Annotated in this window: 13 protein-coding genes; 10 read left to right on the top strand and 3 right to left on the bottom strand. The window is 70.3% G+C overall.

Annotation, left to right across the window (positions count from 1 at the left end; all coding sequences use genetic code 11):
* The first annotated feature begins 190 nt into the window (after positions 1-190).
* From OO70_RS56230 to OO70_RS31925, 4 genes are all read left to right on the top strand, one after another.
* Positions 191-2,380 carry an SWIM zinc finger family protein gene (locus OO70_RS56230; RefSeq protein WP_324604887.1) on the top strand — a complete coding sequence of 730 codons (2,190 nt, stop codon included), beginning with the start codon at positions 191-193 and terminating at the stop codon, positions 2,378-2,380.
* Between the two features lie 164 nt (positions 2,381-2,544).
* Positions 2,545-3,837 (top strand): bifunctional 3-oxoadipate enol-lactonase/4-carboxymuconolactone decarboxylase PcaDC, encoded by a 1,293-nt coding sequence (gene pcaDC, locus OO70_RS31935; protein ID WP_043678756.1) that lies wholly within the window; start codon positions 2,545-2,547, stop codon positions 3,835-3,837.
* A gap of 70 nt (positions 3,838-3,907) precedes the next feature.
* The gene (locus tag OO70_RS31930; protein WP_043678754.1) at positions 3,908-4,552 is read left to right on the top strand and encodes an MBL fold metallo-hydrolase; all 645 of its coding nucleotides are present in this window, start codon (positions 3,908-3,910) and stop codon (positions 4,550-4,552) included.
* Between the two features lie 30 nt (positions 4,553-4,582).
* Positions 4,583-5,362, top strand: coding sequence for an exodeoxyribonuclease III (locus OO70_RS31925; RefSeq protein WP_043678752.1), 780 nt, complete (start codon positions 4,583-4,585; stop codon positions 5,360-5,362).
* Positions 5,363-5,381: 19 nt separating this feature from the next.
* On the opposite strand, the gene OO70_RS31920 is transcribed toward OO70_RS31925, so the two are convergent.
* Entirely contained in the window at positions 5,382-6,632 is a 1,251-nt protein-coding gene (locus OO70_RS31920; RefSeq protein ID WP_043679120.1) for an alpha/beta hydrolase family protein, read from the bottom strand.
* 148 nt (positions 6,633-6,780) lie between these two features.
* Here OO70_RS31920 and OO70_RS31915 point away from each other — a divergent pair, with 148 nt between their 5' ends.
* The 5 genes from OO70_RS31915 (at position 6,781) to OO70_RS31895 (ending at position 10,483) form a co-directional block, all read left to right on the top strand.
* On the top strand, positions 6,781-7,188 hold the full coding sequence (locus OO70_RS31915; protein WP_043678750.1) for a DUF6278 family protein: 408 nt from the start codon (positions 6,781-6,783) through the stop codon (positions 7,186-7,188).
* Positions 7,189-7,300: 112 nt separating this feature from the next.
* A complete protein-coding gene (locus OO70_RS31910; protein WP_043678748.1) occupies positions 7,301-8,044 on the top strand; it encodes an amino acid ABC transporter ATP-binding protein in 744 nt (247 codons plus the stop codon).
* A 17-nt stretch (positions 8,045-8,061) separates the two neighbouring features.
* Positions 8,062-8,973, top strand: coding sequence for a glutamate ABC transporter substrate-binding protein (locus tag OO70_RS31905; RefSeq protein WP_043678747.1), 912 nt, complete (start codon positions 8,062-8,064; stop codon positions 8,971-8,973).
* An 11-nt stretch (positions 8,974-8,984) separates the two neighbouring features.
* The gene (locus OO70_RS31900; RefSeq protein WP_043678745.1) at positions 8,985-9,629 is read left to right on the top strand and encodes an amino acid ABC transporter permease; all 645 of its coding nucleotides are present in this window, start codon (positions 8,985-8,987) and stop codon (positions 9,627-9,629) included.
* On the top strand, positions 9,626-10,483 hold the full coding sequence (locus OO70_RS31895) for an amino acid ABC transporter permease (RefSeq protein WP_043678743.1): 858 nt from the start codon (positions 9,626-9,628) through the stop codon (positions 10,481-10,483). Before OO70_RS31900 ends, OO70_RS31895 begins: the two co-directional genes overlap by 4 nt.
* A 36-nt stretch (positions 10,484-10,519) precedes the next feature.
* Here OO70_RS31895 and OO70_RS31890 read toward each other — a convergent pair whose 3' ends face one another.
* The gene (locus OO70_RS31890; protein WP_043678741.1) at positions 10,520-12,088 is read right to left on the bottom strand and encodes a CocE/NonD family hydrolase; all 1,569 of its coding nucleotides are present in this window, start codon (positions 12,086-12,088) and stop codon (positions 10,520-10,522) included.
* Between the two features lie 116 nt (positions 12,089-12,204).
* The gene (locus OO70_RS31885; protein ID WP_199827450.1) at positions 12,205-12,960 is read right to left on the bottom strand and encodes a hypothetical protein; all 756 of its coding nucleotides are present in this window, start codon (positions 12,958-12,960) and stop codon (positions 12,205-12,207) included.
* Between the two features lie 143 nt (positions 12,961-13,103).
* Between OO70_RS31885 and ggt the strand changes: the two genes are divergently transcribed.
* On the top strand, positions 13,104-14,903 hold the full coding sequence (gene ggt, locus OO70_RS31880; protein WP_199827449.1) for a gamma-glutamyltransferase: 1,800 nt from the start codon (positions 13,104-13,106) through the stop codon (positions 14,901-14,903).
* Positions 14,904-14,911 lie beyond the last annotated feature (8 nt).

Genomic DNA, 14,911 nt, shown 5'->3' with positions numbered 1-14,911 from the left:
TCGGGAGCGGGCGGCGGAGGAGAGGCCGGTAGGGCACGCAACTGACCCCGGGAAGCCGGCGGCTCACGCGCCTGCGCCGTCCGCTGCCGAACGCCCCGGGGCACGGCCGGGTGATTCCGCGCGAGAGGCGCTGCGGCGCGCGATGCCTGCTCGACGTGCTGCGGCCACGCCGACCGGGGTGCCTGGGGAGATGCCGGGTGGTTCGGCGCGGGGCGCGTCCGCGCGGGTCCCCGAGGGCGGCTCGGCCGGTCCGTCCGAGAAGGTGCCGGATGGGTCGGACCGTGGTGGGGCCGCGCCGGTCTTCGAGGGTGGCTCGGCCGGTCCGAGCGAGAAAGTGCCGGATGGTTCCGACCACAGTGGCGCCGCGCTGATCCCCGAGCGCGGCTCGGCCGGTCCGTCCGAGAAAGTGCCGGATGGTTCCGACCGTGGTGGGGCCGCGCCGGTTTCCGAGGGCGGCTCGGCGGGCGTGCTCGGGAAGGCGCCGGACGGTTCCGCTCAGGGCGACTCCGCGCGGGCCTCCGAAGACGCCCCGGCCAGTATCCGCAAGGACAAGCCGGCCGACGCCGAGGGCGCCGCACCCAACCCCTCCGACGGAGCGAAGGAGACCCCGACAGAGCCGGGCGACGACTCCACAGAAACCGCCCCGGACGCGCAGGACGCTGCCCCCGACCGGCAAGGTGTGCGTCCCGCCGATGTCGCTCGCGAGGCGCTGCGAGCGGCCCGGCGCGAGGCACAGTGGGCCCGGACCGGTGCCGAAGCCGGTGCTGGTGCTGGTGCTGGTGAAGCCGGATCAGCTGCTCGAGCATCCCGCACCGCTCCCGGCCATGCTGAAGCCTGGCTCGCGACCAGGCCACCCCGTGCCACGCCCAGCGCCGCACGGACCCGCGCCCAGCAGCCCAACGGCGTCGCAGCCGTCCGCGCCCGCGCAGTGCGGGACCTGGTCGCCGACGCTTTCCGGATGCCCCAGGACGAGGACTCCGACGCGGTGCTGCCCGGCGCCAACGACCCTGCGGATCAAGCGAGTCGAGACGTACGGACACCGGACCGCACCGACCCGGAAGAACCCGACTCGCTCACAAAGCACACCCCACCCGCAACCTCCCGACCCCCCACCTCCATGGCCTCCCCCTCCCGCGACAGCGACCTGCGCCGCACCTTTCCCGCCTTCTCACCCCGCCCCTCGGATGGCACGGGCTTCGCCGAGACCTGGTGGGGCAACGCGTGGGTGACTGCGTTGGAAGAAGGCGCGCTGGATGCCAAGCGGCTTGCGCGGGGGCGGAGTTACGCCGAGAAGGGACACGTCGACGCGATCACCGTGACGCCGGGACTCGTGCTCGCGTATGTGCAGGGCAGCCGTCCGCGGCCGTACCGCGTGCAGGTGCGGTTGCGGACGCTGGACGAGGCCGACTGGGAGCGGTTCCTGGACACTGCCGCCGACCGGCCCGGACACATCGCCGCGCTGCTCGACAAGGAGATGCCCAAGTCCCTTGCGGAGAGCGGCGTTCCGTTGCTGCCGGGGCCCGGTGACCTCGACCCCCTCTGCAGTTGCCCCGACTCGGGTCACCCCTGCAAGCACGCCGCCGCGCTCTGCTACCAGACCGCGCGTCTCCTCGACGCCGACCCCTTCGTCCTGCTCCTGCTGCGCGGCCGGGGCGAACGCCCACTGCTCGACGCCCTGTCCCGCCGCAACGCGGCTCGCGCGGCCCGCGCCGCTCAGGAACAGGAACCGGCGCCGCTCTCCGGGGTGCGGGCCACGGATGCCCTCGCACCGCGTCGACTCCCGCCGCTACCGCCCCCGTTGCCCATGCCCCCGCACCCCGAGCAGCCTCCCGTGTACCCGGCGGCGCCCGGCGGCCCGGACCCCTTCGCCCTCGACCAGTTGGCGACCGACGCCGCCGCCCGCGCGCACGCGCTGCTCAGCACAGGCCGGGACCCGGTGGGGGAGTTGACGCTGTGGCAGGACGCGGTACGGCTCGCCGCGGCCCGCCCCGGTTCCGGGCTGACCGCCACCACCCGTTCCCTCTACGCCTCTCTCACCAAGGCCACCGGCCGCAGCCCGGGTGAGCTGGCGCGCGCGGTCGCCGCCTGGCGGCAGGGCGGCATCGAGGGACTCGCCGTCCTCGAAGAACCCTGGGACCCGCCGGCCGGCCGCTTCGACCGGGCCCGCCCGCTCCTCCTCGCCGCCGACCTCCCGGCCTTCCGCCCCTGGCACAACCACCTCACCCACCCCCACGGCCACGTCCAACTCCGCCTGGGCCGCGACGGCTTGTGGTACGCCTACGAATCCGAACCGGGCCACGAGGACTGGTGGCCCAGAGGCACCCCCGACCTGGACCCGGTCGGCGCACTGACGGGCCTGGGCGCACCCGGCGAACTCTGAGCCGCAGCCCGCCCACCGCAGCCCACCCACCACGGACACTCCGCCCGAAATCCGGTGAAGGCGATGTGAGAGTTCCCCACCGATGTGTGCGAGCCGGGTGGGGAGACCGGGGGCCCCACAGCCGGGCCGTAAGAAATGGCGGTTACGTTGGAGCGGTGAGCGACATGAACAACAGCCCCGCCCTCCAGTACCGCTTCGACGGCCCCGAAGACGCCCCGGTTCTCATCCTGGGCCCGTCGCTCGGGACGACGTGGCACATGTTCGATCGCCAGGTGCCCGAACTGGCCAAGCAGTGGCGGGTCTTCCGGTACGACCTGCCGGGCCACGGCGGCTCGCCCGCCCACCCGACCGGTTCGGTCTCCGACCTGGCCGACCGGCTGCTGGCCACGCTCGACGCCCTCGGCGTGCAGTGCTTCGGCTACGCGGGCTGCGCGCTCGGCGGCGCCGTAGGCCTCGAACTGGCGCTGCGCCACCCGGAGCGGGTGGCCTCGCTGGGGCTGATCGCCGCGTCGCCCCGCTTCGGCACCGCGGACGAGTTCCGCCAGCGCGGGGTGATCGTGCGCACGAACGGGCTCGACCCCATCGCCCGCACCTCGCCCGAGCGCTGGTTCACCGGCGGGTTCGCCGCCGCGCAGCCCGCGATCACCGAGTGGGCCGTACAGATGGTGCGCACCACCGACCCCGGCTGCTACATCGCCGCGTGCGAGGCGCTGGCCGCGTTCGACGTACGGTCCGAACTCGCCCGCATCGGCGTGCCGACCCTCGTCCTCGTCGGCTCGGACGACCAGGTCACCGGCCCCGCCGAGGCCCGCACGCTGGTCGCCGGCATCCCGGACGCCCGCCTCGCGGTCGTACCCGGCGCCTCGCACCTGGTCCCGGTCGAGCAGCCCGCCGCCGTCACCGACCTCCTCGTCCGGCACTTCTCCACCGCCTGGCAGCCGGCCTACGACCACTCCACCGGGCAGATGGCCATCGTGGCGGCCCCGGTCAACCCGGTCCTCGCCGCGCCGCCGCAGCTCGCGCCCATCGCCGAGATCGCGCCGGCGCCCGTCGTACCGCCGCAGTTCATGGGCCGCCCCGACCCCTACGACGCCGGTATCAAGGTCCGCCGGGAGGTGCTCGGCGACGCGCACGTCGACCGGGCGCTCGCGCAGGCGGACGAGTTCTCCGGCGACTTCCAGGAGTTCATCACCCGGTACGCGTGGGGCGAGATCTGGGACCGCCCCGGCCTCGACCGGCGCTCGCGCAGCTGCGTCACCCTCACCGCGCTGGTCGCGGGCGGCCACCTGGACGAGCTGGCCTTCCACACAAGGGCGGCACTGCGCAACGGCCTCACCCCGGTCGAGATCAAGGAGGTGCTGCTGCAGGCGGCCGTGTACTGCGGAGTGCCTGCGGCGAACAGCGCCTTCAAGGTCGCCCAGCAGGTCATCCGCGAGGAGACGACCCCCACGGAGTGATCTTCAGCCCGGTACCGAGAGCACCAGTCTCAGCTGCCCGCCCGGAGCCGGGCAGCGGCAGGATGGACCCATGACGCTCACCACGCTCACCAAGAAGTCGCACGCCTGCATCCGTCTGGAGAAGGACGGCCGGACCCTCGTCATCGACCCGGGCACCTTCACCGAGGAGGACGCCGCCGTCGGCGCGGACGCGATCCTGGTCACGCACGAGCACCTCGACCACTTCAACGAGGACCGGCTGCGGGCCGGTCTGGAGGCCAACCCCGGCGCCGAGATCTGGACGCTGAAGTCGGTCGCGGACCAGCTCTCCGCCGCCTTCCCCGGCCGCGTGCACACCGTCGGCCACGGCGACACCTTCACGGCGGCGGGCTTCGACGTCCAGGTGCACGGCGAACTGCACGCCGTGATCCACCCGGACATCCCGCGCATCACCAACGTCGGCTACCTCATCGACGGCGGCCGTGTCTTCCACCCCGGCGACGCCCTCACCGTCCCCGACCACACCGTCGAGACCCTACTGCTCCCGGTCATGGCCCCCTGGAGCAAGATCTCCGAGGTCATCGACTACGTCCGCGAGGTCAAGCCGCAGCGCGCCTACGACATCCACGACGCCCTGCTCACCGACCTCGCCCGCCCGATCTACGACATGCAGATCGGCGCGCTCGGCGGCGCCGAGCACCTGCGGCTGGCGCCCGGTGAGGCAGCGGACCTGTGAGTGTCAGACCCGCCCGGTAGGTTGTGAGGCATGCGCATCGCGACCTGGAACGTGAACTCGATCACCGCCCGTCTGCCGAGGCTCCTGGCCTGGCTGGAGAGCAGCGGCACCGACGTGCTGTGCCTCCAGGAGGCCAAGCTGGCCGAGGCGCAGTTCCCGTTCGACCAGCTCCGCGAGGCGGGCTACGAGGCGGCGGTCAACGCGACCGGCCGGTGGAACGGCGTGGCGGTGCTCTCCCGCGTAGGACTCGACGACGTGGTCAAGGGCCTCCCCGGGGACCCCGGTTACGACGGCGTCCAGGAGCCCCGCGCCGTCTCCGCGACCTGCGGCCCGGTCCGCGTCTGGTCGGTCTACGTGCCGAACGGCCGCGAGGTGGACCACCCCCACTACGCGTACAAGCTCCAGTGGTTCGAGGCCCTCAAGGCGGCCGTCGCCGGCGACGCGCAGGGCAGCCGCCCGTTCGCCGTGCTCGGCGACTACAACGTGGCGCCGACGGACGACGACGTCTTCGACGTGGCCGCCTTCGAGGGCCTCACCCACGTCACCCCCGCCGAGCGCGCCGCCCTGACCGCCCTGCGCGACGCGGGCCTGTCCGACGTGGTCCCGCGCCCCCTCAAGTACGACCACCCGTACACGTATTGGGACTACCGCCAGCTCGCCTTCCCGAAGAACCGCGGCATGCGCATCGACCTCGTCTACGGCAACGAACCGTTCGCGAAGGCCGTCACCGACTCCTACGTCGACCGCGAGGAGCGCAAGGGCAAGGGCGCCTCGGACCACGCACCCGTGGTCGTGGACCTGGACGTCTGACCCGAGGAGACCCGCCCGGTCAGCGCAGCGACACGAACCACCGCACCACGGCCGTCGTTCCCGCCTGCTGGGAGCCCAGATGGCGGGAGCCGCCGTAGTCCGGAGTGCCGAGATCGACCAGCGGCACCTCGACACTCCGGGCCCGGAACGACGCCTGGCAGTGCTCGCTGTTCCCATTGACGGCCTGCTCGTCGCCCTCGGCGTAGTACAGCCGCATCGGCGCGCGTGGCGTCCAGCCCGTGCACACCCCGTCGGTCACCCGCACCGCGGCGGCCAGTCCGCCCGTCGGGTGTGCGAGCAGCGCCCGCCCGTGCCGGGTGAGCAGCCCGTCGATCGTGTCCGGGGTGCGGGCCACGACCTCCTGCCCGGTGTGCGTGCCGTCCAACAGGCCCTCGATCGTGCGGGAGTACGGCGCCCGGAAGACCTCGCCGGGGCTGTCGTAGACGTGATGGAGCCGGTTGAAGGCGACCAGTGCCAGCGCCGCGTAGATCACGCCGTCCTTCGGGTCCGCCCGCCCGTCCAGCAGGGACGGGAGCGCGACGTCCCGGAAGGCGTACGCGCCGCTGATCGGTGCCAGCGCCGCGACCCGGAAGCGGGGATCGGCCCCTTCCTGCAGCGCCCGCGCCAGCCCGAGCGCCGCCGACGCCCCCTGCGAGAAGCCGGTGATCAGCACGTCGTGCCCCAACTGCCGCCCCACCGTGGGCGCGAAGGAGTCCGCGGCCCATAGCAGATCCAGCGCGGCCGTGGTCTCGGAGGGCACGTCCATCCACGCCTGCGGCCCGGGTCCGAGGCCGAGACCCAGGTAGTCCGGGAGGACGACGGCGAAGCCCGCCGACGCGTAGGTGAGGGCGGGTGCCTGGCTCCACACCTCGGTCGACACCGAGGCCACATCGCCCTTGAAGAGTTCGGTGCCGTGTGTGAACGACACCGTCCGCAGCAGCCGTTCACCCCCGCGCGGGAACGCCAGCAGCCCGCTGGCGGTGGTCGGCCGACCCTTCGCGTCCACCGTGCGGTACACCACCCGGTACGTGTCCACGCCGTAGCGGACGGTCCCGGTGTCCCAGGCCCCGCCCTCGTCGCTCTTCAACTCGGCGGCCACCTGGCGTGCGGACAGCGTCCGCAGATGCACGGCCGACACCAGCCGCCCCCGGGCCGTATCGGGCGCCGTCCGCACCGACGCGACCGGGGCGGCCTCCGCGGCCACCGACCCGCTCACCATCAGGGCGACGGCCACCGACGACATCACCATCATCTTGCCTGTCCGATTCATACCCCGACCGTACGAAGCGGACATCACGCCCACCATCCGGCCAACCCGCCCTCGGGAGAAGGGTTTTCCCCCTTTCGCGACCGGGTGCTGACACGCCACCGGCGACGCCCTGTGGTGCGTACGACGGTACGAATGACACCCTGGACGGATGAACATCCCATTCCTGGGCGACCGGGGCGAGAAGCACCGTACTCACGACCCCGAGGGCATCGCCGAGCTGCTGTCAGAGTGTGAACTGCTCCGCGCGCACGCGGCCCGGGAGGGCATCCAACTCGACGACTCCGCAAGCTCGTTGGAGGCCCTCGACCAACTGGTGCCGCGCTGGCGGGACGACGAGGAGACCCTGTCCTGGCTCGGCAACGACGCCGGTCTGTATCTCGGGACCGTGATCGTGCGCACGGTGCCGGGCGCCGCCTGGGAGATCTGGGAGAGCGGCCAGCCCGTTGTACGGCTCGTCTCCGGGCGCGAGTTCGACGTCGTGGCCTCCGGTCACGAGTGGGCCGCCAGCGGTGTGCCCGAGCTCTCGCAGCTCTACGCCGAAGTCGCGGAGGAGTAACAGGGGCTTAAATACGGCTAATGCCCGAAAAGTGCGTGTCGTGCCTTAACTACCCTCTTGGGTGGATAGTTTTCGGCAACCACGACACAGCTGAGAGTGAGTAGGGCTGGGCATGGCCGTCGATCCGTTGATCGAACTGCGTGACGTCAACAAGTACTACGGGGAGCTGCATGTCCTGCAGGACATCAACCTCACCGTCGGCAAGGGGGAGGTGGTCGTGGTCATCGGCCCTTCGGGGTCGGGGAAGTCGACGCTGTGCCGGGCGATCAACCGGCTGGAGACCATCGAGTCCGGGACGATCCAGCTCGACGGGCAGCCACTGCCCGAGGAGGGCAAGGCCCTCGCGAAGCTCCGCGCCGAGGTCGGCATGGTCTTCCAGTCCTTCAACCTGTTCGCCCACAAGACGGTCCTGCAGAACGTCTCGCTGGCCCAGGTCAAAGTCCGCAAGCGCAAGCGGGAGGACGCCGACAAGCGGTCGTTGGAACTCCTCGACCGCGTGGGCCTCGCCTCGCAGGCGCCCAAGTACCCCGCGCAGCTCTCCGGCGGCCAGCAGCAGCGCGTGGCCATCGCCCGCGCCCTCGCCATGGAACCCAAGGCACTCCTCTTCGACGAGCCGACCTCGGCTCTCGACCCGGAGATGATCAACGAAGTCCTGGAGGTCATGCGGCAGTTGGCCCACGACGGCATGACCATGGTCGTCGTCACCCACGAGATGGGCTTCGCCCGCTCCGCCGCCAACCGCGTCGTGTTCATGGCCGACGGCCGCATCGTCGAGGACCGCACCCCCGAGGAGTTCTTCACCAACCCGCGCACCGACCGGGCCAAGGACTTCCTGTCCAAGATCCTCAAGCACTGAGCGGGGGAGTGCGATCCATGTTCCGTACGACCCGTGTGCCGTTCGCCGTCGTCACGCTCACCGCGCTGCTCGCGAGTGCCTGCGGCAAGGAGGGCAGCCCGCCCGTCAAGGGCCCGGCCGCCGGGAAACTCCCCAACTACCAAGTGGCACAAGGCTTTCAGCTCCCCGACTCCAAGACGTGGAAGCGGGCGAAGAAGCGCGGCTACTTCGTCGTCGGCGCCAAGGAGGACCAGCCCTACCTCGGTGAGAAGGACCCCGCGACGGGCACCTACTCCGGATTCGACATCGAGATCGCCAAGATGATGTCGGCCTCCCTCGGCTTCGCCCCGAAGACCGTCCACTTCAGGACGATCGCCTCCGCCAACCGCGAAACCGCCCTGCAGAACGGCCAGATCGACTACTACGTCGGCACCTACACCATCAACGACATGCGCAAGAAACTCGTCGGCTTCGCCGGCCCCTACTACATGGCCGGCCAGTCGCTCCTCGTGCGCGCCGACGAGCACGACATCCACGGCCCGCAGGACCTCGCCGGCAAACGCGTCTGCTCGGCGGCCGGCTCCACGCCGTACCAGCGCATCAAGGACGACTATCCGAAGGCCCAACTCGTCGCCTACGACACGTACTCGGTCTGTGTCGACAACCTGCTCACCTACCAGGTCGCCGCCGTCACCACCGACGACGCGATCCTCATCGGCTACGCGGCGAAGGTCCCCGATCAGCTCAAGGTCGTCGGCAAGCCCTTCTCGAAGGAGCCGTACGGCATCGGAGTCCCGCACGGCGACAACGCCCTGCGGTTCGCCCTCGACGACGCGTTGGAGGCCCGTGAGAAGAACGGCGACTGGAAGAAGGCGTACGAGGCGACACTCGGCCTGTCCGGAGTGCCCGCGCCCACCCCGCCCGCGATCGACCGCTACCCGGCGAGCTGAGCGAGGCCGATGTGAACGTACTGACAGACAACTTCTCCACCTTCGGCGACGGTTTCCTCGGCACCGTCGAACTCACCCTCTACGCCTCGGTGTTGGCGCTCGTCCTCGGCTTCCTCATGGCCTCCTTCCGGGTCGCCCCGGTCGGTTCCCTGCGGGTCTTCGGCACCGCGTGGGTCACCGTCCTGCGCAACACCCCGCTCACCCTGCTGTTCTTCGCGGTGCTGCTCGGCCTGCCGCGCTTCGGACTCGTGCTGCCCTTCAAGGTGTTCGCGATCCTCGCGCTCGGCTGCTACACCTCGGCGTTCATCTGCGAGGCGCTGCGCTCCGGCATCAACACCGTGCCCAGGGGACAGGGCGAGGCGGCCCGCAGCCTCGGGATGTCCTTCGGGCAGAGCCTCGGCCTGGTCGTGCTGCCGCAGGCGTTCCGCTCGGTGATCCCGCCGGTCGGCTCCACACTCATCGCCCTCGCCAAGAACTCGGCGATCGCGGGCGCGTTCAGCGTCACCGAACTCCTCGGCACCTATCGGACGTTGAGCGAACTCGGCTACAACATCGTCTGGACCTTCGTCTGGATCGCCGTCGGCTACCTGATCATCACCCTCGCCATCAGCGCGCTGTTCAACGTGCTGGAGAGGAAGTGGGGAGTCGCCCGATGACCACCGCCAACGCCCTCTACGACGTCCCCGGCCCCAAGACCCGCAAACGGCACCGCCTTTACGGCATCGCCTCCACGGCCGTCATCCTCGGACTGCTCGGCTGGATCCTCTATCTCCTGTTCGACACCGACCAGTTCACCTACACGAAGTGGATGCCCTTCGAGTACAAGGGAATTCAGGAACTGCTGCTGCGCGGCCTCGGCAACACGCTCAAGGCCTTCGGGCTGGCAGCCGTGCTCTCGCTGGCACTTGGCACCCTGCTGGCCGTAGGACGGCTGTCGGACCACCGTCCCGTGCGCTGGCTGTCGACGCTCGTCGTGGAGTTCTTCCGCGCCATGCCCGTCCTGGTGATGATCTTCTTCATCTTCGTGGCGCTCAAGGTGCAGCCGCTGCCCGCACTGGTCGCCGGCCTCACCCTCTACAACGGCTCGGTGCTCGCCGAGGTGTTCCGCTCGGGCGTCAACAGCGTCGAACGGGGCCAGCGGGAGGCCGCGTTCGCGCTCGGCATGCGCAAGGTCCACGTCATGTCGTACGTCCTGGTGCCGCAGGCCGTACGGGCCATGCTGCCCGCCATCATCAGCCAGTTGGTGGTCGCGCTGAAGGACACCTCGCTGGGCTATCTGATCACCTATGAGGAGTTTCTCCATGCCGGGAAGCTGATCGCGTCGAACCTCGACTACGATTTGCCGTTCATCCCCGTGGTGATGGTGATCTCGCCGATCTACATCGGGATGTGCATGCTGCTCTCCTGGTTCGCCGGATGGGTGTCCCGCCGGGAGCAGCGCAGTCCCAAGACCGAGGCCGTGGACGTGGCCCCGGCCGAACCAGGGACGCTGCTGCCGCGGGTGCAGTAGTAGAAGGGCACTTGCCCGCCCGGCAGCAGCCGGAGATCACTGCTCGCGCAGCGGGATCGACACGTACGACGGGTCGTTCGCCGGCGAGGAGAAGGTCAGCTGCGCGCCGGACGGGTTGTGCTCGATGTAGAGCGGGTCGACCGTGTCGACGACCAGGGCGAGACGATGCCCTGCCGGGACGTCGTAGGCCGTGGAGAACAACTCCAGGTCCACACCGAACGGCTGGCCGGGCGTCTGCCCGTGCCAGGTGTACGGCGCGTTGCTGACCAGCTTGCCGAGGCCGAGCGGGCCCACGTCGTAGAGGTAGGCGACGAGGGTGCCGCTCTCCTTGGTGTCCGTGACCGTTGTATGCAACGTGACGGTGCCGCGCACCTGTTGGGCGCTCGCGTACTTCCCCGACTGCCAGACGGCGGCCCAGCGGCGCGGCAGCAGCGGGACCCACGCGACCGGGGGCACCTGCGCCACCTGGTCGAGGATGCTGGACAGGAAGACGATCCCGCCGTCCGCGCCCGAGTCGACGTTGGTGTGGATGGTGGTCGTGCCGGCGAGGTCGATCTTCTTCCGCGTCGCGCCGACCGACTTCCAGTCCGGATAGCCCTCGTAGCCGCCCGTGGAACGGGACTTGAGCTCCACGGGGTCCTCGCGGTTGATCCCGTTGTCCTCGCCCTTGAGGTAGTGGTCGAACCAGCGCTCGGTGTCCGTCCACACGTCGTTGGGCAGCCCGAACAGACCGGTCAGCTCGGCGGTGGCGTGGTCGCCGGGGCGGAGTTCGAGCCGCTTGGGGCCGCTCAACTTCCCGTAGAAGTCGGCGATCTGGTTGGGCGGGAAGATCGTGTCGCCCCAGGCGTTGGCGAGCATGATCGCCGCGCCGTTCTTGTTGATCTGATCGACGTAGGTCGCGGCGGAACGCTCCTTCCCCCAGTCGATCAACTCCTGTTCCTTGGACAGGTCGGAGGCGAAGAAGTCCTTGAAGACCTGGCTCGTCTCCGCGCTCGGGCGGCCGGTGACGAGGCCGACGCCGTCCAGCAGGGCGGTCGCCTGGGAGTGTTCGGTGCGGCCCGAGTAGATCGAGTCGATGAGGTCCGCCCAGCCGCTCAGCGACGCAACTGCCTTGATCCGCTTGTCGTGTGCGGCTGCGAGGAGGCTGATGCCGGCGCCGTACGACACCCCCGCCATGCCGATGTGCCCGGCGTCGGACGGGGTGTTGGCGAGCGCCCAGTCGATCACCTTGGACGCGTCGGCCACGTCCTTCGGGCCCGCCACCTCTATCCCGCCGCCGGACTGCCAGAAGCCGCGGACGTTGTAAGCCACCACGATGTAGCCGGAGTTCGCGAGTTTCTGGGCCTGGGCCAGGTACTGGACCTGCGGGAATCCCCAGCTCGTGGGCATGACGAGGAGGGGGTAGCTGTGCGAGCCGTCCGCGCCCGCGGGCGTGACGACGTTCGCCGCGAGCGTCGTACCGCCGTCGCCGGTGATGTCGACGAACCGGACGCCGTTCGTGGCGGCCTGAGCCGCGGGAGCGAGCCCGAGGACGCCTCCGGCGATCAGGGTCGCGGAGACGGCGCCCGCGGCGGTCGTACGCAGGGCCTGGCGACGGTTTCGCACGGGTCACTCCTCACACGTGTCAATGCAAAGTGACCCGACGGTAACCGCGACTCCATACCTTAGGTAACCCGTCGGTAAGTTACGTGCCAGTAAAGATTGTTGACGTGTGTGCGAACTCAGGTGGCGCGGTGTGTACTGCGTGGAGCCGGTGCAGGTAGCGGGGTCTCCGCGGCCCGTGTCACGTCCGCGACCAGCTCCACCACATCGGGGCCGTACGCCTGCGAGTTGACCACCTTCAGCAACAGGACGAACGTGTTCCCGCCGTGTTTGCGGGCCAGCTTCTCGTGGTTGCGGGCGAGATAACGGGTCGCCGCCTGGTTGGTGATCGCGCGCTGGCCGCAGAAGAGGAACACCGGCCGCGCGCCGCCGAGTTGGCCGGCGGTGAGGCGGGCGAGGAGCACGTACTCACCCTTGCCGGGCTCAAGTCGGTAGCGCTCGCTGCCTATTTGGAACGCGCCCCGGTCCGGTCCCGGATCCGGGTCGACGTTGACGCGGATGCCGGGCAGCAGGGACGCCAGATGTGCGGCCATGCGGCGGTTGGAGGCCGGGCCGCCCACGCAGAACTCGGTGCGCTCGCCGAAGCCCTGCTGGGCCGCGTCGTGCGCGACGACCTGGGCGTGCGCGTTGCAGTCCTTGATCAGGGCGGCGAGTTCGAGGAGCGCGAACACGTCGTGCCGCATCACCGTGAGTTCGGGGCCGCCCGCCTCGCGGTTCACCACGAGCAGCGACTCGGAGTTGTCGGGCAGCCCGAAGAACGCCTGCTTGCGCCGGAGTTTGCGCTTCCACAGATAGGTGCGGGCCAGCCAGCCGAGCGCGGCACTGATGCCCGCGGCGGCCACGCCCAGAACGATGTTGCGCACGTCGTCATTCATGGGCGCGCATGCTAGCGGCCCGACGTGGCTGGTACGTACCGGTGTTCGACGTGTGACGTTCGTGTGGCGGCGGCCGGAAGCGGTCTGTCGGGGCCCGTGCCAGGTGGATACGCTGCGCGGACGGTTCTGGACTGGAGGTACGGATGCGTCGCCCTGTGGCACGGAAACTGTCGGTCCTGGCGGTCTCGGCCGCCGTCGTGTCGGTCGGGGCAGGTGCCCCACCGGCCGAGGTGAGCAGCACACCGACGAAGGTTCCGGTCGCCGTCGGCTACGGCGGCGCCGTGGCGAGCGTCGACGCGGACGCCACCGCCGCCGGTATCGAGGTCCTGAGGAAGGGCGGCAACGCGGTCGACGCGGCCGTCGCCACCGCCGCCGCGCTCGGCGTCACCGAGCCCTACTCCTCCGGCATCGGTGGAGGCGGCTACTTCGTCTACTACGACGCCAAGTCCCGTACGGTGCACACCATCGACGGCCGCGAGACCGCGCCGCTGACCGCCGATTCGAACCTCTTCGTGGAGAACGGCAAGGCCCTCGCCTTCGCCGACGCCGTCAGCAGCGGCCTCGGCGTCGGCACCCCGGGCACACCGGCCACCTGGCAGACGGCGCTCGACAAGTGGGGCCGCAAGAAGCTCGGTACGGTCCTCAAGCCCGCCGAGCGGATCGCCAGCGACGGCTTCACGGTCGACGACACCTTCCGCACCCAGACGGCGGCCAACGAGACCCGCTTCCGCTACTTCCCCGACACCGCCAAGCTGTTCCTGCCGGGCGGCGCGCTCCCCGTCGTCGGCTCCACCTTCAAGAACCCCGAACTCGCCAAGACCTACAAGGAGTTGGGCAAGAAGGGGATCGGCGCGATCTACCACGGCGACCTCGGCAAGGACATTCTGGCCACGGTGAACAGCCCGAAGGTGAGCGCCGGTTCCGGCTGGAACGCCCGCCCCGGCAAGCTGTCCGCCAAGGACCTCGCGGCCTACCGCGCCAAACTCCAGGCGCCCACGAAGACGTCGTACCGCGGACTCGGTGTCTACTCCATCGCGCCCTCCTCCTCCGGTGGCACGACCGTCGGCGAGGCCCTCAACATCCTTGAGAAGACGGACCTTTCGAAGGCCAGCGAGGTCCAGTACCTGCACCACTACATCGAGGCGAGCCGGATCGCGTTCGCGGACCGGGGGCGCTGGGTCGGCGACCCCGCCTTCGAGGACGTACCGACGAAGGAACTCCTGTCGCAGAAGTTCGCCGACTCGCGCGCCTGCCTCATCAAGGACGACGCGGTGCTCACCAGCCCGCTGGCGCCCGCCGACCCGCGCCACCCGACGGCCTGCACCGCCACCGGGACGGCCGCCCCGACGACCTACGAGGGTGAGAACACCACGCACCTCACGGTCGCCGACAAGTGGGGCAACGTCGTCTCCTACACGCTCACCATCGAGCAGACCGGCGGCAGCGCGATGACCGTGCCCGGCCGCGGCTTCCTGCTCAACAACGAGCTGACCGACTTCTCCTTCACCCCGGCCAACCCGGCCGTCCACGACCCGAACCTGCCGGGGCCGGGCAAGCGCCCGCGCTCCTCGATCTCGCCGACGATCGTGCTCGACAAGCACAACAAGCCTGTCGTGGCGCTCGGTTCACCCGGTGGCGCGACCATCATCACCACCGTGCTGCAGACCCTCACGGAGTTCTTGGACCGGGGGCTTCCGCTGGTGGACGCGATCGCGGCGCCGCGCGCGAGTCAGCGCAACGCGGCCAACACGGAGCTCGAACCGGCGCTCTACAACAGTGACTTGAAGACGCAGCTGCAAGCTATCGGGCACTCGTTCACCCTGAATCCGGAGATCGGGGCGGCGACGGGTGTGCAACGGCTGCCGGGTGGGAAGTGGCTGGCGGCGGCGGAGACGGTGCGGCGGGGTGGGGGGTCCGCGCAGGTGGTGGATCCGGCTCCGTAGTTCGCGGT

The organism is Streptomyces xylophagus, assembly GCF_000716435.1.
Lineage (GTDB): Bacteria > Actinomycetota > Actinomycetes > Streptomycetales > Streptomycetaceae > Streptomyces > Streptomyces xylophagus.
This window is presented reverse-complemented; position numbering and strand designations above follow the sequence as displayed.